This is a genomic window from Aquimonas sp. (genome assembly GCF_044377145.1).
Taxonomy (GTDB): domain Bacteria; phylum Pseudomonadota; class Gammaproteobacteria; order Xanthomonadales; family Xanthomonadaceae; genus Aquimonas.
Genome location: NZ_JBILJQ010000030.1, coordinates 19,003 through 42,685 on the forward strand (window position 1 = coordinate 19,003; position 23,683 = coordinate 42,685).

At 66.4% G+C, this 23,683-nt stretch carries 19 protein-coding genes; 5 read left to right on the plus strand and 14 right to left on the minus strand.

What is annotated here, in order from left to right:
- The first annotated feature begins 55 nt into the window (after positions 1–55).
- Positions 56–400, plus strand: a complete 345-nt coding sequence (locus tag ACIQ7H_RS10820) for a hypothetical protein (RefSeq protein ID WP_395791271.1) — start codon at positions 56–58, stop codon at positions 398–400.
- 100 nt (positions 401–500) lie between these two features.
- Here the strand turns inward: ACIQ7H_RS10820 and ACIQ7H_RS10825 are convergent, their stop codons facing one another.
- From ACIQ7H_RS10825 to mtnA, 12 genes are all read right to left on the minus strand, one after another.
- A complete protein-coding gene (locus ACIQ7H_RS10825; protein ID WP_395791273.1) occupies positions 501–1,253 on the minus strand; it encodes a class I SAM-dependent methyltransferase in 753 nt (250 codons plus the stop codon).
- Between the two features lie 138 nt (positions 1,254–1,391).
- On the minus strand, positions 1,392–4,061 hold the full coding sequence (gene gyrA, locus ACIQ7H_RS10830) for a DNA gyrase subunit A (protein WP_395791275.1): 2,670 nt from the start codon (positions 4,059–4,061) through the stop codon (positions 1,392–1,394).
- Between the two features lie 197 nt (positions 4,062–4,258).
- The gene (locus ACIQ7H_RS10835; protein WP_395791277.1) at positions 4,259–5,845 is read right to left on the minus strand and encodes a hypothetical protein; all 1,587 of its coding nucleotides are present in this window, start codon (positions 5,843–5,845) and stop codon (positions 4,259–4,261) included.
- Entirely contained in the window at positions 5,845–6,978 is a 1,134-nt protein-coding gene (rffA, locus tag ACIQ7H_RS10840; RefSeq protein ID WP_395791279.1) for a dTDP-4-amino-4,6-dideoxygalactose transaminase, read from the minus strand. Before rffA ends, ACIQ7H_RS10835 begins: the two co-directional genes overlap by 1 nt.
- Positions 6,979–7,101: 123 nt before the next feature.
- Positions 7,102–7,464: an EamA family transporter gene (locus ACIQ7H_RS10845; protein WP_395791281.1), complete on the minus strand. Its 363-nt coding sequence runs from the start codon at positions 7,462–7,464 to the stop codon at positions 7,102–7,104.
- Between the two features lie 12 nt (positions 7,465–7,476).
- Positions 7,477–8,493 (minus strand): GNAT family N-acetyltransferase, encoded by a 1,017-nt coding sequence (locus ACIQ7H_RS10850; RefSeq protein ID WP_395791283.1) that lies wholly within the window; start codon positions 8,491–8,493, stop codon positions 7,477–7,479.
- On the minus strand, positions 8,490–9,467 hold the full coding sequence (locus tag ACIQ7H_RS10855) for a glycosyltransferase family 2 protein (protein WP_395791285.1): 978 nt from the start codon (positions 9,465–9,467) through the stop codon (positions 8,490–8,492). The genes ACIQ7H_RS10850 and ACIQ7H_RS10855 overlap by 4 nt, the downstream gene beginning before the upstream one ends.
- A 56-nt stretch (positions 9,468–9,523) precedes the next feature.
- Positions 9,524–11,215 carry an ArnT family glycosyltransferase gene (locus tag ACIQ7H_RS10860; protein WP_395791287.1) on the minus strand — a complete coding sequence of 564 codons (1,692 nt, stop codon included), beginning with the start codon at positions 11,213–11,215 and terminating at the stop codon, positions 9,524–9,526.
- Positions 11,212–12,663, minus strand: a complete 1,452-nt coding sequence (locus tag ACIQ7H_RS10865) for a hypothetical protein (protein ID WP_395791289.1) — start codon at positions 12,661–12,663, stop codon at positions 11,212–11,214. Before ACIQ7H_RS10865 ends, ACIQ7H_RS10860 begins: the two co-directional genes overlap by 4 nt.
- Positions 12,638–13,027 (minus strand): GtrA family protein, encoded by a 390-nt coding sequence (locus ACIQ7H_RS10870; RefSeq protein WP_395791291.1) that lies wholly within the window; start codon positions 13,025–13,027, stop codon positions 12,638–12,640. Before ACIQ7H_RS10870 ends, ACIQ7H_RS10865 begins: the two co-directional genes overlap by 26 nt.
- Before the next feature lie 4 nt (positions 13,028–13,031).
- On the minus strand, positions 13,032–13,964 hold the full coding sequence (locus tag ACIQ7H_RS10875) for a glycosyltransferase family 2 protein (RefSeq protein ID WP_395791293.1): 933 nt from the start codon (positions 13,962–13,964) through the stop codon (positions 13,032–13,034).
- Between the two features lie 91 nt (positions 13,965–14,055).
- Complete coding sequence (gene mtnA, locus ACIQ7H_RS10880; RefSeq protein ID WP_395791295.1) at positions 14,056–15,102, minus strand: S-methyl-5-thioribose-1-phosphate isomerase; 1,047 nt, start codon at positions 15,100–15,102, stop codon at positions 14,056–14,058.
- Between the two features lie 240 nt (positions 15,103–15,342).
- Between mtnA and ACIQ7H_RS10885 the strand changes: the two genes are divergently transcribed.
- Positions 15,343–16,167, plus strand: coding sequence for a hypothetical protein (locus ACIQ7H_RS10885; protein ID WP_395791297.1), 825 nt, complete (start codon positions 15,343–15,345; stop codon positions 16,165–16,167).
- 19 nt (positions 16,168–16,186) lie between these two features.
- On the opposite strand, the gene ACIQ7H_RS10890 is transcribed toward ACIQ7H_RS10885, so the two are convergent.
- A complete protein-coding gene (locus ACIQ7H_RS10890) occupies positions 16,187–18,319 on the minus strand; it encodes a glycoside hydrolase family 97 protein (protein WP_395791299.1) in 2,133 nt (710 codons plus the stop codon).
- Between the two features lie 76 nt (positions 18,320–18,395).
- On the minus strand, positions 18,396–20,063 hold the full coding sequence (locus ACIQ7H_RS10895; RefSeq protein WP_395791301.1) for a diguanylate cyclase: 1,668 nt from the start codon (positions 20,061–20,063) through the stop codon (positions 18,396–18,398).
- Between the two features lie 185 nt (positions 20,064–20,248).
- Here ACIQ7H_RS10895 and ACIQ7H_RS10900 point away from each other — a divergent pair, with 185 nt between their 5' ends.
- The 3 genes from ACIQ7H_RS10900 to ACIQ7H_RS10910 all read left to right on the plus strand — a co-directional run bounded on the left by ACIQ7H_RS10900 (position 20,249) and on the right by ACIQ7H_RS10910 (position 23,534).
- Positions 20,249–21,334 carry an OprO/OprP family phosphate-selective porin gene (locus tag ACIQ7H_RS10900; protein WP_395791303.1) on the plus strand — a complete coding sequence of 362 codons (1,086 nt, stop codon included), beginning with the start codon at positions 20,249–20,251 and terminating at the stop codon, positions 21,332–21,334.
- 429 nt (positions 21,335–21,763) lie between these two features.
- Entirely contained in the window at positions 21,764–22,576 is an 813-nt protein-coding gene (locus ACIQ7H_RS10905) for a ferredoxin--NADP reductase (RefSeq protein WP_395791305.1), read from the plus strand.
- A gap of 103 nt (positions 22,577–22,679) precedes the next feature.
- Positions 22,680–23,534: a DUF6159 family protein gene (locus ACIQ7H_RS10910; protein ID WP_395791307.1), complete on the plus strand. Its 855-nt coding sequence runs from the start codon at positions 22,680–22,682 to the stop codon at positions 23,532–23,534.
- Positions 23,535–23,683 lie beyond the last annotated feature (149 nt).

Here is a 23,683-nt window from a genome sequence, read left to right on the forward strand (position 1 = left end):
CAAGCGCAGAACTTGCATGCACCGTCCGCATCCGCTGCACGCCCCGGGAGCCCCCATGTTCGCCAACGACGACGAAGACGCCCTGCTGAAACGCCACCGCTACGCGCTGCAGGAGATCGAGCGCGAGATCCGCAAGATCAACCGCGAGATCATCCATCGCGACATCGACAAGATCGAACGCCAGCAGATCATGGACCTGGCGCGGGTCGTTGCCGAACACCGTGCCCGCTACCTCAAAGCCGGGATGACCTTGGCCAAGGCCACCATGGGTTCCCCCGAAGAACAGGAGCTCATCCGCGCCCTGCCCGGCCTGCGCCGCGAGTTCGAATCCGCACGCGAGGTATTCGCCGCGCTTGAGCGCGCGATCGAGCAAGCTTATGTGGATGTGGAATTGCGCTGAGTCGCTGGTTTTGGTCTTGCGTGCGAAGCGAACCGAGAACGCTGCTTTCGAGTACCGGCATCCAAGCTCGGAACGGCGCCTCTATGCAACGTTCAGCGGCTCAGACGTGGCGACTGCGTAGCAACAGAAAAGCGCGCTCATCATGATCCGGCGAAGAGGAATTCGAGGTAACGACATTGCCCACCCTGCGCTCGGCGACCACGTCCCAGCCGCAGCGGTCGCACAGCCGCTTCAGGCCCGGCATCGAGAAGATCCAGAAATTGGTAGCGTCGTTGTTGCATTCCTGCGGATCGAGCAAGTAGGCCACCGGCGCTTGCTCCAGATTCAAGTCCCCGCCTGCCGTGTTCCGGGCGATCCGGGTGCTGATGAAGCAGTAGCTCGTATGCCGAGCCAGCTTCTCCAACACGAAGAACGGGTTCTTCAGGTGGTAAAGGATGCCAAGCAGGAACACTAGGCCGTAGCGCTCGCGGGGCAGTTTGAACTGGCTGTCGAGATCGACTTCGTGGATTCCGACGTTTGACTCCAGCAGCTGGTGCAGACGGCGCGCGCCAAGCAGGCCGTTCCAATTGGTCGACGGCCAATCCAGCACATCGACCTCGAAGCCAAGACGCTCCATGAAGTACGCCAGATCTCCATCGGCAGCACCGATGTCGGCGACCGGCTGGCCGGCGAGCTGCGCGAACAAGCTGCCGTGTTCGCTGCCAAGCAGCCCTTCGATATGCCAGAGATTGGCCAGGATGTCATAGCCGTACCAGCTGAAGTCGACCGCAGGGTTGTCGCGTTTGATCGCAGCCAGCTGCGTATGCCACTGCGCGGCCGATTCCAGCACGCGCGGGTACGAATCGAGAGTCATATATGTCCCGCTCCAGTCAATGAACCCGCGCAAACAGCGAGGGCTGGCAAGCGCCAGCCCTCGACTGTGCCAAAACAGCCGGCAGTGAACAAGTCACCGCCGGTGATGTCTCGGTGTGGCGTAAACCGGGCGCCGACCTCAGGCCTCGGGACCCGGTGCAGAGCCTTCAGCCGACGGCTCCGTTCCGCCTATACCGGCCGCGCTGGAATCGGGCGCAACCGCCCCGGCATCGTCCGCGCCAAGCGGCAGCGCGACAGCCTCACCCTCAACCTCATCCTCTTCAAACGCCGGCACCGGCTCCACATTCACCAGTTGCTCGCCCTTGCCGAGGCGGATCAAGGTCACGCCCTGGGTGTTGCGGCCGACGCGGGCGATTTCGGTGACGCGGGTGCGCACGAGGGTGCCCTGATCGCTGATCAGCATCACCTGCTGGGCCTCTTCGACCTGCACCGCGCTGACCAGGTTGCCGTTGCGATCGGTGGTCTGGATCGCGATCACGCCCTGGGTGCCGCGGCCCTTCTTCGGGAACTCTTCCAGCGGCGTGCGCTTGCCGAAGCCATTGGCGGTGGCGGTCAGCACGTCGAGCTCGCCCTGCACGCAGATCAGCGACACCAGCTGCTCACCCTCGGCCAGGCGCATGCCGATCACGCCGGTCGCGGTGCGTCCCATCGGGCGCACGGTGCCTTCGTCGAAGCGGCTGACCTTGCCGTTGGAGGCGAACAGCATCACATCGGACTCGCCATTGGTCAGCGCAACGCCGACCAGCGAATCACCGTCTTCCAGATTGATCGCGATCTTGCCGCGCTGCAGCTGGAAGGCGAATTCGGTCAGCGGGGTCTTCTTGACGATGCCGCGCGCGGTGGCGAACAGCACGAACTGGCCTTCCGGGAAATCACGCACCGGCAGCACAGCCTGGATGCGTTCGCCGGGCTCCAGCGCCACGAAGTTCACCATCGGTCGGCCGCGCGCATTCGGGCCAGCCTCGGGCAGCTGGTAGACCTTGGGCCAGAACACGCGGCCGGAACTGGTGAAGCTCAGCAGGATGTCGTGGGTATTGACCACCCACAGGCGCTCGATGAAATCCTCTTCCTTCATCGCCGTGGCCGAGCGGCCGCGACCACCGCGCTTCTGCGCGCGATAGGTCGTCAGCGGCTGGCGCTTGACGTAGCCGGCGTGGCTCAGGGTGACGACCACATCCTCGGGCGCGATCAGGTCGAGGATGTTGAGGTCCTCCATGTTCGGCTGGATGACCGTACGTCGGGCATCACCGTAGTTCTCGCGCAGGTCGGTCAGCTCGTCGCGGATCACCTGGAGCAGGCGTGCGGGGTCTTCGAGGATCTCGATCAGGCCACGGATGATGTCCAGCAGCTTCTTGTATTCCTCGGTCAGCTTCTCCTGCTCCAGTCCGGTCAGGCGATGCAGACGCATTTCGAGGATGTCCTTGGCTTGGGCCTCGGACAACTGGTAGCCGTTGTCGTGCAGGCCAAGGCCGGGCAGCAGGTCTTCCGGACGCGAGGCATCGGCACCGGCAGCGCCCAGCAGCGCCCGCACCAGGCCCGGCTCCCAGCGGCGATCCAGCATGCGCTCGCGCGCTTCCTGCGGGCTGGCCGAGGTCTTGATCAGCTCGATCATCTCGTCGATGTTGGCCAGCGCGACGGTCAGGCCTTCGAGGATGTGGGCGCGCTCGCGCGCCTTGCGCAGCTCGAAGATGGTGCGGCGGGTAACGACCTCGCGGCGATGGCGGACAAAGGCTTCCAGCATCTCCTTCAGGTTCAGCAGACGCGGGCGACCGTCGAGCAGGCAGACCATGTTGATGCCGAACACCGACTCCATCGGGGTCTGCTGGTAGAGGTTGTTCAGCACCACATCGGCGGCGGCGTCGCGGCGCACTTCGATGAAGATGCGCATGCCGTCCTTGTCGGACTCATCGCGCAGCTCGCTGATGCCTTCGAGCTTCTTCTCCTTCACCAGCTCGGCGATCTTTTCGATCAGCCGCGCCTTGTTCACCATGTAGGGCAGCTCGGTGACGATGATCGCTTCGCGATTGGTCTTGTCGTCGACTTCGATATCGGCCTTGGCGCGCACGTAGATGCGCCCGCGGCCGGTGCGGTAGGCCTCGTGGATACCGGCCGAGCCGTTGATGATGCCGGCGGTGGGAAAGTCCGGGCCGGGCACGAACTGCATCAGGCCCTCGATGCCGATCTCGGGGTCTTCGATCAGCGCGATGGTCGCGTCGATGATCTCGGTGAGATTGTGCGGCGGGATATTGGTCGCCATGCCGACCGCGATGCCCGAGCTGCCGTTGACCAGCAGGTTCGGCACCCGCGTCGGCATCACCGTGGGCTCGAGTTCTTTCTCGTCGTAGTTGGGCTGGAAGTCGACCGTGTCCTTGTCGATATCCGCCATCAGCTCGTGGGCGAGCTTGGACATGCGCGCTTCGGTGTAACGCATCGCCGCGGCGTTATCGCCGTCGACCGAGCCGAAGTTGCCTTGGCCATCGACCAACAGGTAGCGCAGCGAGAACGGCTGGGCCATGCGCACCAGGGTGTCGTACACCGATTGGTCGCCATGCGGATGGAACTTACCGATCACGTCACCGACGATACGCGCCGACTTGTAGTACGGCTTGTTGCTGTGCGCGCCGAGCTCGTTCATGGCGTACAGCACGCGCCGATGCACCGGCTTCAAACCATCTCGCGCGTCCGGGAGTGCGCGGCCCACAATCACGCTCATCGCGTAATCGAGGTAGCTCCTGCGCATCTCGTCTTCGATATTGACGGGGATGATTTCCTTCGCCAGCTCTGCCATGCGGGGTCTCGGTCTATAAGGCCCGGCAGCGCGCCCGGGCGGGTTTGGGGTGCGGGCGCCGGGGACCCTGCCGTCAGCCCGCAAAGGCCGCCAGCAAGCCCGGGAAGGCGCCGTGCGAAGCTCGCGATTCTAGCACGCGCCTCCGCCACGCAGCCGCCGGCGGACAAGGCTCGGGTGAGCCAGCGCCCGCGTGTTGACTAGGGCGAAGGCAGCAGGCAGGTGGTGGCGCCTGCTGCAGTCTGCATGTCGTGGGTTTCGAGAAATCCAGGCGCAAACAGGTTCAGCTGGCGGCGCTCAAGCAGGCCCAGCAGGCGCTCGCGAACGTCCATGGGGTAGTCACAGGCACCCAATCCGGGCACGCACTGCGGCGTCTGCAGCCCGGGATGATCGGCCAGACACAGCAGATTGCTCGCCATCGACAGCGAGTACTGCCGGATGTGGACGCCGTGCTGCCAGGCCCGCTCGGTGAGCGCGTACTGCAGCCCGAAGAAGGCGAACGCCAGCACGAAGACCAAAACCTGGGAGCGGCGAGCTTTGACGCCGGTATCGGTGCGGCGCGAAAGCACCACCAGCATCTGCAGGATCATCGCGATGGTGGCGAGCTGGTAGAACGCGATGTAGCGCATCTGCAGCAGATAGTCGGTGCCGAACTGCGGCACCCGCGACAGCAGGATGCCGAGCACCATGCCATAGCTCAGCAGCATCAGGGCGGCCGCGAACCGCGCCAGCGGCACGGGCGCGCGCTGGCGCCACCAACTGATCCAGAACGCGGCGTGCAGCACCAGCCCGATCGAGCCAGAGAACCACTGCAGGGCGATTGCGCCACCATCGGGAAACCAGATCTGCAGATGGGTCGGATGGACCAGCGCACTGCCGGCCGGCAGCAGCAACCACTGGACCGCTTCATCCCAACGCTGCAGCAGCACCTGCACTGCCGCCCAGGCACCACCGCCAGCGCCGGCACCGATGTCTGGGAACAGGGCCGCGTAGGTCCAGCGGTAGGCGACCAGACCGATCAGCAGGGCGATGCCCAAGCCGGCGCAGCGCCGCCATGAGGAACCCAGCAGAACCGAAGCGAACAGCACCGCAAGCAGGGCTGCCACCACCAGCATGCCCGCTCCGTCCAAGGCCACCTGCACGACGATGCAGCCGAGCACGGTGAGCAGCCAGCTGAGCATCGACTGCAGCCAGTGCACTGCAGGGCGCTGCGGGGCTTTCGCTGGGGCGCCTTCCGCTGGGCGCGCAGGTGCTATCGACTGCCAACACACCCAGGCCATCAGACCCAGCGCGGGCAGCAGGGACACGTAGAAGAACGCCACCAGCGACCAGTAGTAGATTTCATGCGAGTTGAGCGAGAACGCCGCCGCCGGCAGCAGGGCCAGGCTCAAGGCCAAGGGGACGGAAAGGGCCCGCAGGCGCACTCCAGCCGCGCGCAAATGCAGCAGGGACAGACCCAGCAACAGCAGCAGGCAGGCGCTCAAGCCGGCCAGACCGATGCGCGCTTCGAACGCGAAATCGAGCGACTGCGTCTCCGCGTTCCAGAGCAGGGCCAGACGATGCAGTGGCTGGGCGTGATCGTCCTGCCCGCGTTTGACGAAGAACTCTCGCCAGCTCAGCTCACCGGCATCCCAGGGCTCAAGAAAGGCGTCGACGAAATACCAGCTGTCCGCATGCGCCAGCGGGTTGGCGACCCATGCCGAGAAACGCGCTGCGTTGGCCCAGCTCAGCGCCAGCACGACCAGCACCAGCAGGCCCGGCAAACCGCGCCTGAGCGCAGTGAGCATCAGCGCCGGCCTGCGTGTGCCAGCACGGCGGCGATGACGCGCTCGATCTCCAGATCCGGCAGCCACAGGGGCAATCGGAGCAGGCAGTCGCTGACGCGGTCGGTGACCGGCATCGGCGCTGGCGTGCGGCCGTGGCGCAGACCGGCGGGCGCGCTGTGCAGCGGGATGTAGTGGAAGACCGGGCGGATGCTCTGCGCATTCAGTGCCTCGATCGCGGCGGTGCGCTCTGCGATGGAGTGGAACAGCAGGTAATACATGTGCGCGTTGTGCTGGCAGTGCGCAGGAATGATCGGTCGACGGATCCAGCCCTCGGCTTCAAGCTCGGCGAAAGCGGCGTGGTATCGGTCCCACAGCTGCAGACGCTGCGCCGTGATCGACTCGGCCTGCTCCATCTGCGCGGCCAGAAAAGCGGCAATCAGCTCGCTGGGCAGATAGGACGAGCCGATGTCGACCCAGGTGTACTTGTCGACCTGACCGCGAAAGAACTTGCTGCGATTGGTGCCCTTCTCGCGGATCACTTCGGAACGCTCGGCATCCTCGGCGCGGTTGACCAGCAAGGCACCGCCCTCGCCGGAGATCAGATTCTTGGTCTCGTGAAAACTGAGCGCACCGAAGCGGCCGATGCTTCCCAGCGCGCGGCCGCGGTAGCTGGCCATCACGCCCTGGGCTGCATCTTCGATCACCGCCAGGCCGTGGCGGTCAGCCAGCGCCATGATCGCGTCCATCTCGCAGCCAACCCCGGCGTAATGCACAACGCAGATCGCCCGCGTGCGCGGAGTGATCGCGGCTTCGATCAGGGTCTCATCGAGATTGAGGGTGTCAGCGCGGATGTCGACAAACACCGGCACCGCCCCGCGCAACACGAAAGCGTTGGCGGTGGAAACAAAGGTATAGGACGGCAGGATCACCTCATCACCCGGCTGCAGGTCGAGCAGCAGCGCGGCCATTTCAAGCGCCGCGGTGCAGGAGTGCGTGAGCAGGGCGCGGTGGCTGCCGGTGTTCTGCTCCAGCCAGGCGTGGCAGCGCTTGGTGAACTCGCCGTCGCCGGACAGATGCCCACGCGCATGCGCCTGAGCGATCAACCACAGCTCGCGGCCGGTCATGTAGGGCTTGTTGAAGGGAATCGTCGACACGGTGCTAATCCTTGGCAAGAATTCTCGGAATCAGTAGAAAAGAGCGCCGTCGCGAGCACGACGGCGCCGGAAGTCAGACACACAGCTGCAGCGGGCCATGCAGTGACCCGGCATGTGGATTGCTCAGGCCCGCGCCATCACCACCAGCCCAACGACGATGCAGCCCACGCCAGCCAGTTTCGCCCAACTCGCCTGCTCATTGAACAGCCACACCGATGCCACCCCCACCAGCACGAAGTTCGCGGCCATGAACGGGTAAGCCTTGCTCAGCTCGAACTTGGTCATCGCCCCCATCCAGCAGACCATCGCGCCGAACGCGGCGGCGATTGCGGTGATCACCCAGGGGTTCAGCAGCAGACGCAGCAGGTACTCGAGCTGCGCCACAGGTGCCTCCGGCAGCGGGCCGGCCAGATTGACCTGCCATTTGATCGCCAGCTGGCCGTAGACGGTCAGCAGGATTGTCAGCGCAATGAACAGATAGCCCACGGGATGTCCTTGTCAATCGGGGTTCAGGTCGGTGTGGATCCATGCCACTGGCCGGCCGACCGCGCCGATCAGCACGCTGACGGCACGGCCGCCACGACCAAAGCGCAGGCCGCGCATGCCGAAGGGGCCCTCCGGCAGTGCGTCTGCGGCTGCACTCAGGCTGCTGCGCCCGGCAGATTTCCCCTGCCACTCGTGGTGACGCTGCCAGAACGACTGCAGGGCTTCATCGAAGCTCTCGCACGGGAAAGCACCGAGCTCCGCCGACGCGCTGGCGCGACCGAGCAGTGGCATCAGATGGAAGGTCGCCTCAGCCTTCTCAAGCTCCAGACCGAGCCGGCCCCAGACCCGCTGCACGCTGCGATTGCCGACCTGGGTGGCGATGCTGAAGACCCGGTAGCCGAGCTGCCGGTAGTGCTGCAGGCTGGTTTCGATCAGCCACCTGTAGATGCCGCGGCCGCCAACCCTGGGGTCGACTCCATGCAGAACGCCCACCGCCTCGCCAGCGGCGGCTGCGTGACTGCTGCAGGCCAGGGCTGCGACCTCGCCGTCGACCATCGCCAGCCAGCACAGCCGATCCGCGTGGTCGACATGGCTCAACGCCCACTCCACATAGCCCTCCAGCGCGAGCGCGGGATCGAGCAAGGGGTTGGCGGCGTAGTGATTGGGATAGCGCGCGAACACGCCATGCACCAGGGCAGCGATGGCATCGGTGTCGGCCGAGCTGGCAGGCCGCAGGCTGCAGCCCGAAGGCGCCTCCGGTACCGGCACCGCGATCGACTGCAGGTCAGCCTGCCAGGTCACCAGGGTGTCGGCCTGCAAGGGCTCAAGCCCAAGCGCGCGGAGCTGCGCCGCAACGCGCTCGCTGCCGCAAGGAATGCGCAGAATCACCGCGTCCCAAACACCGTCGACGATCTCGTCGCGGAACTGCGTCGGGTCTGCCACGGCGGCAGCGCTTGCGCGCCCCAGCTTCAGAGCAAAGCGGCGGCTCTCGGATTCGGAATAGGCGATCAGATCGGGGCGTGAGGTCACAACGGCGCATCCGGATTCGATTCGCGCGCGTGCCCTGCCCGCTCCGGCACATTCAAGCTCTCTGCCACCAGATAGTGCGGGCGACGCTTGGCCTCGCCGAAGATCCGGCCGACATACAGCCCGACCACGCCCAGGCTTGCGATCATCGCACCGCCCACCAGCCAGACCGAAGCGACGATGCTGGTGAAGCCTGCCACGGCGATATCACCGGCCACATAACGCACCACGCTATAGGCGACCATCAGGAACGACAGCAGGGCGAAGATCAGGCCCAGTCGGACCACCAGCCGCAGCGGTCGGTCGGAGAAGCTCAGGATCGTGTCCAGCGCAAGCCGCAGTGCGCGACCGAAGCTGTAGCCGCTGCGTCCCGTCTCGCGCTCGGCATGCGCGACCGGCAGGCTGGTCTGGCGGAAGCCCACCCAGCGCACCAGCAGCGGAAAGAAGCGCCCGGCCTCGGGCATGCGCAGGACCGAGTTCACCAAGCGCCGGCTGTAGACGCCGAAATTTGCCGTCTGCGGGTTGTGGCGCTCACCGGTCAGGTAGGACAGCGTGGCGTAGAAGGCGCGCGACGCGCCGCGCTTGAACACACTGTCGCGGCGCTGCACGCGCTCACCGACCACGGCGTCAAAGCCCTGCTGCGCGCGTGCGATCAGCTGAGGAATGGCTTCCGGCGAGTCCTGCAGGTCGCAGTCCATCACCACCACCCAATCACCGCGAGACTGCGCCAGCCCGGCCGAGATCGCTGCATGCTGTCCGAAGTTTCGGCTCAGCAGCAGCCCGACCACGCGGGAGTCCACGGCCGCGACCTCGCAGATCCGCTGCCAGGAATTGTCCGGGCTGGCATCGCAAACCAGCACCAGCTCGCAGTCCGCGCCCACCTGCGACACCGCAGCAAACACGCGCTCGCACAGGCGTTCGATGCAGTCGGCGCAACCGTACACGGGCGAGACAACGGAGATCAGTGATGTCGACAAGGGGCAGAAGCTCGTGCAAAGGAAGAAAGCGCTGACGCACGCCTAACGGTTGTGCGTCAGCGCGCGGTCGGGGTGACGGCCCCAGGTTTGGCGGTCGGGGCTTGGGATCGGCACGGCATGCTACCGAAGCTCAGCACCTGCAGTTCGATTTCGACGTCGGAGCGCCTGCCCACGTGCACCTGCGAGCTCTCCAGACAGGCTCGCCAAGCGTGCAGATAGTCGGCGCCGCGGTGTGTGGCCGGCTCGCCCTTGCTGCGGCGATAGCTGAGCCAGACCACTCGGCGGTTCGCGATAAACCGCTGATGCAGGACCGCCGTTGCCGCTGGATCTGTCTCAGGGCCCTGCAGCAGCCGCCAGGTCCAGTCGCGATACTTGAGCCGATCCGCAGGCCGCGCCAAGCTGAGCAGGCCATGGTGCAAGCCCCACTCGCTTGAGATCACGCTGTCTGCATCGATCTCGGCCAATGCAGCCGCCACATCGTAAAGCACCGGATCGAAATGTCCACGCACCGCCCGCTCGCCCGCCCACAGCGGCAGCGCATCGCGGTAAGTCAGCAGACCTCGCGCGGCCGGCAGCAGGATCAGCGCGAGCGCCGCCGCTACGCCGACTCGCCGTGCCGCGCCCGCGCGAATGGTCCCGGGCACGCAGGCAATCATGGCCAGCGCCTGCAGCAGCGGAAACGGCCACAGCACCACCAGATGGTGCGAGCCGCCAACCTCGCGGGTGGCGACCAGCATCAGCAGCAGACCGAAGATGATGGCGGTGAACATCGCCAGCAAACGCAGTGGGCCGCGGTCCTTGGCGTACTCCCGCCGCCGCCACCACAGCAGCCCCAGCGCAGCGGCGCACTGCAGGCCCAGCAGTAGTCGCGGCCACAGTGGCACAACCAGGTCGACTCCAAACACCCAGCGCCGCAGCGCGAGGCCGGCGAAACTGAGATCGTAGAGGTCGAGCACGCGCAGCAAGCGCTCGATCGGCCCCAGCGGCTGTTCGAAGCCGGGCAACTCGATCCTCAGCGCGGGGAGAATCAGCTTCCAGGCGATCAACAGCATGAACACGGCCGCGCCGGCCAGCATCCGCGTCTGCACCCGCGGCAGCGCACGCAGTCGCGTCAGCAGCCAATCGGGCTGGGTCAGCACCACGGCAAACACATAGGCGAACGCCACCCAGACGAAGCTGAGTTTGTCGAGCAGGCCGACGATGCAAAGCACCAGCGCCAAGGCGAGATCGAGCGATCGGCCCGATTCCAGCCAGCGCCACAGCGCTGCCAAGCCCAGCAGCTTGCACAGGTTGGAAACCACGAACGGCCCCCAGTCAAAGCGCGCGTGCTCGATCAGCACTGGGTCAACCGCCATCAACAGCAAACCGAGCACAGCCCAGGCGCCGATCCGCGGCGACAGAAAGCGCTGGAATCGCCACAACACGAAGGCCGTGAGCAGGATCGGCGGTAGCCTCACGCTCCAGGCATCGACGCCGAACACGGCAAACACCGGCGCCATCAGCGCGGCTTTGATCACGCCGACATAGGGCGGCGACTGCATCAAGGGCACGCAGCCCTTGGCGATTCCCACTGCGGCATCGAGCTCGCATTCGCCGAGAAAACGCAGCGACACCGGCACGAAGATCCACTCGTCGTAGTACGGACCCAGCCAGCCCAAACTCTGAGTCGCAAGGACGACGAACAGCAACAGCGAGAGCACCGTCAGCAGCGGCGCAAGCCACACGCGCGCTGCGGCGGTGCGGCTCATGCCACGTCGGACGAACGCGGGCTGGCGGCCCGGCGCGGCGCCAGCAGCAGGGCCAGGCTGGCGAGCACGAACGCCGGCATCGGGTGCAGATAGCGGAACGAGACGATGTGCGAAAACAGCAGGTGGCTGGCAAACAAGCCGAGGCCCGCGAACCCGATCACCCAGGCGGCGCTCCGCGCCTGGCCCGGCTGACGGTAACGCCACATCACCGCCAGCGCGAGCGGGGCCAGCGCGAACAGCACGGCGGTCAACCACCAGCGGCTGCCAAGAAACACCTGGGCCACGACGCCGGGCCGCGCGTACAGATCGCTTGCGTCGTAGCGCAGATGGGTCCGCAGGTCGCGGATCATGCCCGGGTTCGGGGCGACGTCACCGGCATCGTTGCGCAGGCGAGCCAGCGCCAACGGGCTGTCGAAGTAGTCGAGCAGGGTCGCGCCACCCATCCGGAACAGCCCCAACGGGTCGCCCTGCAGCGCGCGCACGGCGATCTTGCCGGCCACTGCGTCGGCGCCCGCCGGCGGCTGGGCGTCGCGAATCTGCGCCCACAGGCCCTGATTGCTCCAGATCTGCAGCTCGCGCGTGCGGTGATCGATCAGCGGATGACCGAGCTGGTTCAGCAGCTCAGCGGGCAGACCAAAGCGCTGCAGATGCTCAGGCTTGACCAGCGGCGCCACCAGACCCAGACGCATCCGCCCCTGCTCACGCATGTACTCGGGCTTGCCTTCGGTAAGCGCGCCATAGGCGTGCTTGTAGGCGGCATGGGCTGCCACGGTCATCGCCAGCACCAGGAACAGGTGCAGGCCGAGACGCAGCACTGCAAGCAGCGGTCGACCCGGGTCTTCGATCGAGTGGCGCGCGTGCGCGCGCAGCACGGGCGCCAGCGCGGTCATGCCGAGCACCACCGGCAACGCACTCATCCGCATCGATACGGCTACGAGCCCGGCCAGAACCAGCAGCACCGCCCAGCGCAGCTGTCCGCTGCGCACGTAGGCCAGCACGCTGGCAACGCAGCCCATCAAGGCCAGCAAGCCGGCGGCTTCGGCCATCAGCATGCGTTCGTAGAACAGCTGCGCGGGCTCCACCGCCAGCAGCAGTGCAGGTGCAGCGGCCCACGCAAACGGAAGTTGCGCGCCGCGGCGCAGCATCCAGAAAAGCAGCAGGGCGGTGCAGACGCCGAACAGGCTCTGCAGCAGCACCAGCGCGAACGCCGACTGCGCGAACACCGCGCTCACATACACCAGCCAGGGGTAGGTGAAACTGCGGTCCGGCGGGATCCATTCGGTCAGCGCGCCATGCAGATAGCTGCCCGAGTCGCCCATGAAGATGCGCAGGTTCGGGTCAAGCAACAGCAGCGCGCACTTCAGCAGCAGCAGACTGAGCGCGATGCGCTGCCACTCCGCGCGCCGCGCGGAGGCAGATGGCTCAGGCGCGATCGGCAAAGGCGACATGTTTGGCTCCAAGAAAGTTCACCAGCAGTCCAGCCACTGAACCGGCAGCCACGCCCAGCACCGGCCAGCGCGCCACCAGCGGCAGCAGCGCCGCCAGCACGGCATACGTCAAGAGGTTGATGCTCAGCCCGCCGAGCTGGGTGCCGACGTACAGCAGCCACTCACGCGGCAACGACAGCGGCCGCTGCGGGCGAAAGGTGAAATGGCGATTGAACAACCAGGTGCAGGTTACGGCCACCGGAAACGCAAGCGCCCGCGCGCTCCACGGATCAAGCCCCGCGAGGCTCACCCAGGCTTGGGTCAAGCCGGCGTCGACGCCGAAAGCCAGCCCACCGCTGACGCAGAACAACAGGAACTGGCGCATGGCTTCAGCGCGGGGCCGGATGCTGCAGATAGGCCAGCATCTTGAGCTCGCGACGGCCGCGGGTGACGGTGTCGAGAATCAGCCCGGCGAAGCCAGAGAGCGCGGCCAGAATCATCAGCCCGGTCGACAGGATGGCGGTCGGAAAGCGCGGCACCAGGCCGGTCTGGAGATAGTCGAGAATCACCGGAATTCCGAAACCGATTCCGGCCAAGGCCAGCACCGCAGCGAAACCGCCGAAAAAGGCCAGGGGCCGCTCGGCGCTGAACAAGCGCAGCATGGTTTTCAGGATGCGAAAGCCATCGCGGTAGGTGCTGAGCTTGCTGAACGAGCCCTCCGGCCGCTCCTTGTAGGGCGTGTCGACTTCGCCCACCGACATTTTCAGTTCCAGCGCATGCACGGTGAGTTCGGTTTCGATGTCGAAGCCGGCGGTCAGCACCGGGAAACTCTTGGCGAAGCGTCGCGAAAACACGCGGTAGCCGGACAGGATGTCCTTGCAGGGTCGCCCGAACAGGCGACTCAGGAAGCCGGTCAACATGCGGTTGCCCCAGACGTGCCCGGCGCGGTAGGCCGCTTCGGCCTCGTGCTTGCGCACCGCCACCACCATGTCGTGCGCACCCTCGCGCAGGCACTGCACCAGGGCCGGTGCACTGGCAGCATGGTAAGTGTCGTCACCGTCTACCATCACGTAGAGGTCGGCCTCGACATCGGCAAACAGACGCCGCACCACATGGCCCTTGCCCTGCAGAGTGACCCGCTGCACCCGCGCGCCATGATCACGCGCAATCGCGCCGGTATCGTCCTTCGAGTTGTTGTCGAACACGCAGATCTCGGCGTCCGGCAGTGCAGCGCGGAAATCGGCGATGACCTGGGCGACTGTGACCGCCTCGTTGTAGCAAGGCACCAGAACAGCGATACGCGGAACGGTGGACATTGACATCTCATCAAGGATGGCCCGAGGCGAAAGCCAGGGGCCGTGTGGCGCAAAGAAACTGAGCGTTGAGACAGGCTCGACGATCAGTGCGGAAGGGTCAATCCGGAAACAGTGCACGCATTCGCTGGGCGTCCGGACGTTCAACCACGCCGCGCTCGGTCACGATCGCGTCGATCAGTCCGGCCGGCGTCACATCGAACACCGGGTTCCAGGCCTTGACCCCCTCGGCCACGGTGCGCACGCCGCCATAGCCCAGCAGTTCGTCGGCAGAACGCTCTTCGATCTCGATCGCGGCACCCGTGGCGGTGTGCATGTCGATCGTGGATGCCGGCGCGACCACCATGAATTTCAGCCCGTGGTGGCGAGCGGCGATCGCCAGCTGGTAGGTGCCGATCTTGTTGGCGACATCACCATTGGCGGTGATGCGGTCAGCGCCGACAATCACCCACTGCACCTGGCCGGTCGCCATCAGATGCGCCGCGGCGGCATCGGCGATCAGGGTCGCGGGAATACCGTCCTGCAGCAGCTCCCATACGGTCAGCCGCGCGCCTTGCAGCCAGGGCCGGGTTTCGCCGGCGAAGACGCGCTGCACGCGGCCCTCAGCGACGCCGGCGCGGATCACGCCAAGCGCAGTGCCGAAGCCTGCTGTCGCCAGTGAACCGGTATTGCAGTGGGTCAGCACGCCGCTGCCCGGGGCGATCAGCGCGGCGCCGAGCTGGCCCATGTGCCGGTTGGCGGCGAGGTCTTCGGCTTCGATCGCGCTGGCCTCGATCTGCAGCTGCGCACGCCAGTCCGTGCCCGCACCGATCAAGCGCGCGCGCATTCGGCGCAGCGCCCAGGCCAGGTTGACCGCGGTCGGTCGGGCCGCGTTGAGGTGATCGATTGCCGATGCCAGCCGTTCGGCTGCCTGCGCGCCAGAGCCCGCTTCGACCTGTTGCGCAGCGAGCACGAGGCCCCAGGCTGCGGCGATGCCGATCGCGGGCGCGCCGCGCACGACCAAGTCATGAATCGCCGCAGCCACCGCCTGACTGCTGCGGCACAGCACGTGCTCCTGCCGATGCGGCAGCAGGCGTTGATCGAGCAGATCCAGTGCTTCACCGGTCCAGCGCACAGCGCGGACGCGGTCGTAGCGGTCGTAGTCCATGACCTTGGGCGAATGTGGAGGGGGCGTACAGGGTAGCTGAACAAGCCTTGCGCCCCAATGCCGGCCCAGCGCCAACTTGAATGGATCGCATTGCGGCCCCGTGGCTGGACGAACGACAAGTGCAACGCTGGACCCGGCAGGTTCGGCCCCCGACCGTCCCCCGATCAGCCCACCCGTGGCCGAACCCAAGGCCAGAGCCGGCCCCTTACGAGCCCGACCCAGGCTGCTATCCTCCTCGACATGGCTAAGACCCCTGCCACCCCCGCCTCCCGCAAGCGCGCCAGCGCTGAACTCGCCGCGAAGCCGGCCACGCCAAAGCGTGCCGCCGCGAAGGATGCAGGCAAGCCCAAGCCCGCCCCGGCCCGGAAACGCAGTACGGCCAAGCCGGAGGCGGCGGCGAAGCCGGCGAAAGCCGCCCGATCCACAACATCCAAGCCCGCTCCGGCCGCTGAAACCAAACCCGCCCGCGCGCGCACCGCCGCACAGCGCGAGGCCGCCTTTGACACCCTCGTGCGCAACGCCTGCCTGAAGGCCGGCACCGCCGCGGCGATTTCGAGTCTGACCCGCCGGGTGCCGCTGATCGGGCGGCTGGCGCCCAGCGTGCTCGGCCCGCTGGCTGAAACTGTCGCGCTGGCGCAGGTGCAGAAGGATCTGGTGCGAGAAGTCATCGCCCTGTATGAAGTCGAGCTGTCTGAACCGGAGCAACGTGGCGTGGTGCTGCTGGCCACGGCCACCAATATCGGCGCGCAGCAGCTGTCCAAGCGCAGCATGGATGCGATCCTGAAACAGTTTGGCGAAGGCGTCGTCCGAGGCATTGCCCAGCGCGTGTTGCCGATGGCCAGCATCCTGGCAGAGATCACCGCCTCGGTCGCCAGCACCTACACGGTGGCCAAGCGCGCGCAGGCGCTGTGCAAACTGCCGGGCACCGGCGCTGGCAATCTGGCCGATCTGCTGCGTGGCCTGTCAGGCATCGACCAGCAGCGCCTGCTGAGCTGGAGCGGGGAAGCGTTCAAGCTGGCGCTGATGCCGTTTCGCGGCGCGCTGGCGCTGTTCTGGCGCGGCTGAACGCTGTCCACCACAGGCCCTACCCTACCGCATCGGCGCAGGAAGTTCCGGCTGCAATCGCCTCGAACCGGATCGCCGCGCCACCGCTGGCCGCCAGCCACAGGTCGAGCGTGTCGCTCGAATTCACTTCGCGCTTTTCGATCCGCATCGCATAGGGCCGGGTGCGCCAATGCGCGCCCTCGCCGTCCAGATACAGGTGCGCACAGTAGGTCTGCGCTGACTGCAGGAAACCGAGCTTCAGGCTGAAGCTGCGCTCGGCCTCATCGGTCAGCGCGCCCACGAACCAGTCGTCGCCATTGCGCTGGCGACGCGCGAACACCACGTAGTCGCCGACCTCGCCGGCCAGGGCGCGACTCTGCTCCCAGTCGGTCGGCACGTCCTTGATGAACTGGAACGCCCGCGGATGCGCGGCGTAGTGCTCGGGCAAGTCCGCCACCATCTGGATCGGGCTGTACAGCACGACGTACAGGCTCAGCTCCTTGGCCAGGGTGTGCTGCACCCGATTGACCGCATCCAGCCCCTCGTAGGCCAGATTGAAGATGCCCGGGGTGTAGTCCATCGGGCCCGACAGCATCCGCGTGTAGGGCAACATCGCGACATGTTCGGGCGGGTTCGGCGGGGTGCCCCAGGCGTTGTACTCCTGGCCACGCGCGCCCTCGCGAGCGATCCAGTTCGGATAGGTGCGGCGCAGGCCGGTGTCCTTGATCGGCTCATGTGCATTGATGCTGATCTGGCGTGCGGCGGCGGCGCGCACGGTGCGTAGATGCTCATTGACCATGAACTGTCCATCGTGCCATTCGCGCCGACGCACGCCGTCCTGATCGATGCGTTTGATGCCGCCGCCATCGGCCACGTAGCCGGTCTTGATCTGACGCACGCCGAGGCGCTGGTAGAGGTCGAACGCGGCCTCCATCTGCCGCGCGTAGTGGCTGACGCTGCCCGCGGTTTCGTGGTGGCCGACCAGGCGCAGGCCGCGCTCGCGGGCATAGGCCGCCACCGCTTCCAGATCGAAATCCGGGTAGGGCTGCAGAAAGTCGAACACATCGCCGTTGTTGAACCAGTCGCCGTCCCAGCCGAGGTTCCAGCCTTCGACCAGCACGCCCGAGAACCCGTTTTCGGCCGCGAAGTCGATGTACCTGCGGGCATTGCGGGTGGTGGCGCCGTGCCTGGCCCCAGTGCCCCAGGTCTCGGTGCCAAGGTGCATGCCCCACCAGATGCCGACGTACTTGCCCGGCTCGACCCAGCTGACATCGCCCAAGGCATTCGGCTCGTTCAAATTGAGAATCAAATCGGAGTTCAACAGGCCAACCGCAGTATCGGCGATGTGCAGGCTGCGCCAGGGCGTGTGGAAGCCGGCGCGGGTGCGCACCCGTACGCCGTCAAACCACGGCGTGAGGTCGGCCTTCAGCACGCCATCGCGCTGTTGATCGACCACCATCGACGCGTAGTCGACCAGGGCCGCCTCGTGGATGGCCAGATGCACGCCGGAGGGCAGGCGCAGGGTCAGCGGCGTATGCGCGCGGTCGAGCTCGGCCAAGCGGGTCGAGCGATACAGATATTCATAGCGGTTCCAGCCGCGGCCGGGAATCCACCAGGCTTGAGTCTCACCGGGCTTCGGAATCCGGAACTCGGTCAGCTCATCCAGAATGTCGAGTTCGGCCAAGCCGTCCTGTTCAGGCACCTCGTAGCGGAAGCCGACGCCGTCGTCGAACAGGCGCACCCGCAGGCTGAAGCGGTGATGCGGTGACGCGATGCGCTGCAGATCGACGCGCAGCTCCTGATGCCGATCGTGTACGCGGCGACGCTCGCCCCAGGGCTGCTCCCATGAGAGGTCAACGCTGGCCGTTTCTGCCCCGACGATGCCAAATCCCGGCCCGAAATCCGCGCTCTGACGAAACACCAGGCCCAGCGGTGAGCGCTCAACCACCTGCTCGCCATCGCGCTCAATCCAGTACTCGAGGCGCTCGGCACCGGCCTCGATGACGAAGGCGGTGCGTCCGTCCGGTGACAGCAGCCGCTGTTCGCGCGCAGGGACCTCGCCGGGCGCTTCCAGCGATGTCTGCAGCGCCGCCGCGGCGCTGCAGCCGAGCGCCGCCAGCGCGACGGCGAAGGCCGTTGAGAACCATCGCCCCGTGCGTTTGTACATCCCCATTGTGGCGACTCCTAGCCATGCGATGCCCAGACCCTAGGCCATCCGAGCGGCGCTGCGCAGTCGTCTACATACGTATTCACGCCGGCGTCGCCTGCTGCGATGCGACGCAAACCCGATTGCGGCCAGCCGCTTTGGCCGCGTACATGGCCGCATCGGCGCGGCGAATCAGCTGCATCAGCGGTTCGCCGGCGCGGCGCTCGGCGACTCCGAGGCTGATGGTCAGCGCGCGCGGAAAGCCGCCCTCCCCGAGCGCGCTGAAGTGCCGCTCCACGCAGCCGCGCAAGCGTTCAGCCGTATCGCCTGCAGCCGCCTCGGAGCAGCCGGGCAAGGCGACCACCAGCTCCTCCCCGCCATGTCGCGCCAGCACGTCGTGATCACGCAGCTCGCGCCGAAGCAGGTCGGCCATCTGCACCAGTACTGCATCACCGGCCTCGTGGCCGAGCTCATCGTTGAGCGCCTTGAAGCGGTCGACATCAATGAACACCACCGACAGCGGCACGCCCGGCGCGAGCTCGCTGAGTTTCTCCACCCGCTGGCTCCAGGCACGCCGGTTCAACAGGCCGGTCAGCGAATCCACATCGGCCAGGCGCTGCACGCGATCACGATCGCGGCGCAGATCCGAACTGCGATGCGCCAGACCCACCGATAGCACCAGCGCTTCGAACGCGCCGGCGCCGAGTGCGGCTTCGGTCGACCAGCTCCAGCCCGCGAACAGGCCAAACACCTGCAGGCTGCTCAGCACGGTGACCGTCAGCAGAGGTGCCCAGCCCAACGCGAAGATCCAGCCGTAGCGTGATCCCGCGAGGCCCGACCACAGTGCCACCAGCAACAGCATGGGCCCACCGAGAATCAGCAGCGGGTTGATCAGCATGCGGCCGACTGCGCGCAGCTCGGGGATCGGCATCAGCCCAAGGCAGCCGGCGACCAGCACACCCAGCGCCAAGCCCATGAGCACCCATCGCAGGCGCGGCGCGTAGCGGGCGAGATTGGCGAAGCGGTCCAGGAACAACGCCGCCAATACGACCGCGGCGATGGTGGCCCAGCGTCCGGAAGGCGGCGAGCCCTCCGCGCCGAACTGCAGCTGCAAGGGGGCGGCCAGATAGCCCGTTTGCAGACCGAGAATCCACACGTAGGCGATCAGATAGCCCGAGTACCAGACAAAGGTGCTGTCACGCAGGTAGACGGCAAACACCAACGCCATCAGCGCCATCGCCAGCATCACCGCCAGCATCGCGCTGGTGAAGGCGAGCCAGCCGGCATCCGCGCGCTGGTAGGTGGCTGGATCGACCAAGTGCACCTCGATCGCACTCGGAATCGCTTCGCGCGCGTCCACCTCCAGCAGCAGCGGCTGTCCGTGCGCGGGCAGCGTGTCGAGGTGGAACGCGACATCGCCGTGGCCGAAGCTCGCAAGCGGGTGCCGGTTGATCAGACGGCTGCGCACGCTGTCACCCTCCGGCGTCCGCAACGTGAACCACTGCATGCCTGCGCCCTGCACCTGCAACACTCGCGGCGCTACTGGCCACTGGCCGCCGCGCGGGGCCAACTGCAGGGTCACTCGGGGGTGAGCGCGTGAGCTCACCTGAACCCGAGTGTTCATGCTGACATGGCGATCGGACACACCGTCGGCGCGGACGACCGCTTCCAACACTTCGGCCGCCGCGGTGTTGCCGGCTCCGAGTTCGCTCAGGCCGAACAACAGCACGAACAGCGCAAGCCAGCGAGAGTGGGCGGTTCGAGTATTCACTCCAGCTAGCAAAGCATGTTCTGTGCCGATAAGGGCGCAGATCACTCATTCTTCCCGGACATTCAGGCGCTTCAGCGTCGACAAGCTGCGCGAAACACAGCGGTCGCCATCACCGCGTTGCCACAAACTGGTAACCCAAACACCATAATTCGCCCGCCCCTTCTGCTCGACCGAGACGCCACCGCATGCGCCGCCCGATTCATGTTGCCCTAGCCCTCCTGTCGTTCTGCCCCAGCCTGGCCGCTGCGGCCAACCATTGGTCGGTCAAGCCCGCCGGCATTCTGCAGTACGACTATGCCGGCTACGCTGGCGATAGAGCCCGCGGAGAGGCCGATGGCGCCCGTCGCACCCGCGCCGGCCTGCGCGCGAAGCACAGCTCCGGCCTGATGCTGCGTTTCGAGTGGGATTTCGCTGCAGGCACCATCACCGATGTCTACGCCGAATGGCCTTCGATCAATGCCAGCCACCTGCGCGTCGGCCAGTTCAAGCAGCCGTTTTCGCTGGAGCAGCAGGGCTCGTCGCGCGACACCGCGCTGCAGGAACGCTCAATGGTCCACGACGCCTTCAATATCGGCCGTCGCGTCGGCCTGATGTGGACTCAACCGCTGGCTGCGCTGACGGTACAGACCAGCGTATTCGGGGGCGCCGCTGAGGTTCCCTCGGCCGCACGCGGCATCGCCCTGCGCGGCTTCGCTGCGCCAATCGAGGGTGAGCAATTTCATCTCGGCGTCGCACTCGCCCATGAGCGCCGCGACGACACCCGCCTGCGCCTGCGTGCACGCGCCGAGTCGCGCCTGCTGCCGTTCACTCCGCTGGACAGCGGCTGGCAAAACGGTGTGGATGCCAGCTGGCGCGGCGGTCTCGAGTCGGCGTGGCTGAGCGGCTCGCTGAGCCTGCAGGCGGAGTGGATCGCGCTTTACAGCGACGGCGGCGAGGCGCTTGATGGCGCGGGCGGCTACATCCAGGCCAGCTGGCTCAACGGCGGCGCACAGCGGGTATTGAGCGATGGCAAAGTCCGCAAACCGGCCCTGAACGCCGACACGCGCCTGTGGGAGTTCAGCGCGCGCCTGTCGCAGGTCGAGCTTGAGCGTGATGAGGCGCCGTTGGGCAGACAACAGCAGTTGACCTTTGGCGTCACCGCCCTCATCGGCCGCCATTGGCAGTGGGCGCTTGAGCATGGCCGTTGGGAAACGCGGCGAGCCAGGGCGGGGCATGCACCCGACCTCGAGCAGGGTCGATTGACCAGCGCCCGCCTGCAGTTCTCGTTCTAGCGCATTGCTTCGCACCTGACCAAACGCATCTGCGGCCTCTTTTCGCGGCTGCCGACCTGGCTCCTTCTCGCCCCAGCGCTGCGACGACTCGTCGTCGCCCCCTGCCAGCCACGCCAAACTACTCGCAGCGAATGTCCATCAAGTACGAATCACCAGACTTGCAGCCCGACCAGCCGAAGCTCGACAGGCTGCTGGAACCACAAGGCATCGCGGGGCTGGCATCGGCCCCGATGCCGATTTGAGCCTGCGCAAAGTCGTGGAGGATAATGCCCGGCATGCTTCAGCCGGATAGGCCTCCTACCCGGCCGCTTCCAGCCACTCGGCGGGTTGATATGAACCGCTCCGCCTGGACGTGGCAGCCGACGCCACCACGCCCCTCCCTTCACCTCGCGTGGCAGCTGCCACCGATGGCTCCGCTTTGGAACCCGCATGAACCCAGTCGCACAGCCGGCACGCGCCGAACTCGACAAGCCGTACCGCATTGAACGCGTCACCGCGGTTCACCACTGGACCGACCAGTACTTCAGCCTCCTCACCACACGCGACGAAGGTCTGCGCTTCGAGAACGGGCAATTCGTGATGATCGGCCTGATGGTCAATGGCAAGCCGCTGCTGCGCGCCTATTCCATTGTCAGCCCGAACTGGGAGGAACAGCTGGAGTTCCTCAGCATCAAGGTGCAGGACGGCGCCCTGACCTCACGGCTGCAGCACATCGCGGTTGGCGATGAGCTGATCGTCAGCAAGAAGCCCACCGGCACGCTGCTGGTTTCGGACGTCACGCCCGGTCGCAATCTGTATCTGCTCGGCACCGGCACCGGCCTGGCGCCGTTTCTGGCCATCGCCCGCGATCCGGAAACCTACGAGCGCTACGAGCGCATCGTGATCGCCCACGGCGTTCGCCACGAATGTGACCTCGCCTACCGCGACTACCTCACCCGCGAGCTGCCGCAGCACGAGTACCTCGGCGAAATGGTGCGGCAGAAACTCCTGTACTACCCCGCCGTCAGCCGCGAGCCCTTCGTGCATTCCGGTCGTCTGACCGACCTGATGGCCTCGGGCCAGATGATGCGCGACCTCGGTCTGGAGCCACTGGACGCCGAGCATGACCGCGCCATGATCTGCGGCAGCCCGCAGATGCTGGCGGATTTCCGCAGCCTGCTGGATGAGCGCGGCTTCGCGGTCTCACCCCGCATCGGCACGCCGGGGCAGTACGTTTTCGAGCGCGCCTTCGTCGAAAAATAGCGCCAGCCCCCCTAGCAGCTGGCGCAGGTCACGCGTGCAGTGAATACTTCGCCTTCACGTCCGTGCCCAATGGGGGCATGGCGTCTGTCGGGGGAATCCACCCATGTTCGAACGTTTCTCGCGCAGCTGGGCGCTGATCAAGGCCAGTGCTTCCGTCCTCAAGCAGGACAAGGAACTGTTGGTCTTTCCGCTGCTGTCGGCGATTTCGGTCGTGCTGGTCGCGGCCTGTTTCATCCTCCCGCTGTTCGGCCTGGGCGCGCTCGATGGCCTGACCGAGGACGGCGGCGAAGCGATCAGCCCGCTGGCCTACGGCCTCGCCTTTCTGTTCTACCTCGCGCAGTACTTCGTGATCTTCTTCTTCAACACCGCCCTGGTCGGCGCGGCGATGATCCGTCTCGACGGCGGTGACCCGACCGTGCGCGACGGCCTGCGCATCGCCAGCGGCAAGCTGGGCCCGATCTTCGGCTATGCGGTGATCGCCGCCACGGTCGGCATGCTGCTGCGCGCCCTGCAGGAGCGCGCCGGCTGGATCGGCCGGTGGGTTGCAGGCCTGATCGGCATGGCCTGGACAGTGGCGAGCTTCCTGGTGGTGCCGATCCTGGTCACCCGCGATGTCGGCCCGATCGAGGCCGTCAAGGAAAGCGCCTTGCTGCTGAAGCGCACCTGGGGCGAGAACGTGATCGGCCAGGGCGGCATCGGCCTGGTGTTCGGATTGATCAACCTGCTGGTCGTGGGCCTGGGTATCGGGCTGATCTTCGCCGCCGCGATGACCAAAACTGCGATCGTTGTCGGCTTGGCGGTGGCAGCGATGGTGATCGCGCTGATGCTGTGTGCACTGATCCAGGCGGCGTTGTCGGGCATCTATTCCGCCGCGCTGTACCGCTTCGCCAGCGGCGAAGGCGAGACCCGGGGCTTCGACAGCGACCTGCTCAGCCAGGCCTTCGCGCCGAAGCGCTGACCCGCCGCGACACATCCCGCGCCGGCCATGGCGAACCTGCTTGGAACCCGCAACGCGTGGCTCTTCAACGGGCCACACGTTTGCGCTTGTGGGCAGCGCACGCCTGCGCAAGGTCTGCGCCGTACCGCGCCTCACCTGCGGTAAATCGC

What these genes read in the sequence shown, in the direction of transcription:
- ACIQ7H_RS10870 (WP_395791291.1), bottom strand. Translation starts at nt 13,027, where the DNA reads ATGCGCCAGTTCCTGTTGTTCTGCGTCAGCGGTGGGCTGGCTTTCGGC.
- ACIQ7H_RS10900 (WP_395791303.1), top strand. Translation starts at nt 20,249, where the DNA reads ATGCGCCGCCCGATTCATGTTGCCCTAGCCCTCCTGTCGTTCTGCCCC.
- ACIQ7H_RS10890 (WP_395791299.1), bottom strand. Translation starts at nt 18,319, where the DNA reads ATGGGGATGTACAAACGCACGGGGCGATGGTTCTCAACGGCCTTCGCC.
- ACIQ7H_RS10865 (WP_395791289.1), bottom strand. Translation starts at nt 12,663, where the DNA reads ATGTCGCCTTTGCCGATCGCGCCTGAGCCATCTGCCTCCGCGCGGCGC.
- ACIQ7H_RS10835 (WP_395791277.1), bottom strand. Translation starts at nt 5,845, where the DNA reads ATGCTCACTGCGCTCAGGCGCGGTTTGCCGGGCCTGCTGGTGCTGGTC.
- ACIQ7H_RS10885 (WP_395791297.1), top strand. Translation starts at nt 15,343, where the DNA reads ATGGCTAAGACCCCTGCCACCCCCGCCTCCCGCAAGCGCGCCAGCGCT.
- mtnA (WP_395791295.1), bottom strand. Translation starts at nt 15,102, where the DNA reads ATGGACTACGACCGCTACGACCGCGTCCGCGCTGTGCGCTGGACCGGT.
- gyrA (WP_395791275.1), bottom strand. Translation starts at nt 4,061, where the DNA reads ATGGCAGAGCTGGCGAAGGAAATCATCCCCGTCAATATCGAAGACGAG.
- ACIQ7H_RS10825 (WP_395791273.1), bottom strand. Translation starts at nt 1,253, where the DNA reads ATGACTCTCGATTCGTACCCGCGCGTGCTGGAATCGGCCGCGCAGTGG.
- ACIQ7H_RS10820 (WP_395791271.1), top strand. Translation starts at nt 56, where the DNA reads ATGTTCGCCAACGACGACGAAGACGCCCTGCTGAAACGCCACCGCTAC.
- ACIQ7H_RS10875 (WP_395791293.1), bottom strand. Translation starts at nt 13,964, where the DNA reads ATGTCAATGTCCACCGTTCCGCGTATCGCTGTTCTGGTGCCTTGCTAC.
- ACIQ7H_RS10910 (WP_395791307.1), top strand. Translation starts at nt 22,680, where the DNA reads ATGTTCGAACGTTTCTCGCGCAGCTGGGCGCTGATCAAGGCCAGTGCT.
- ACIQ7H_RS10905 (WP_395791305.1), top strand. Translation starts at nt 21,764, where the DNA reads ATGAACCCAGTCGCACAGCCGGCACGCGCCGAACTCGACAAGCCGTAC.
- ACIQ7H_RS10860 (WP_395791287.1), bottom strand. Translation starts at nt 11,215, where the DNA reads ATGAGCCGCACCGCCGCAGCGCGCGTGTGGCTTGCGCCGCTGCTGACG.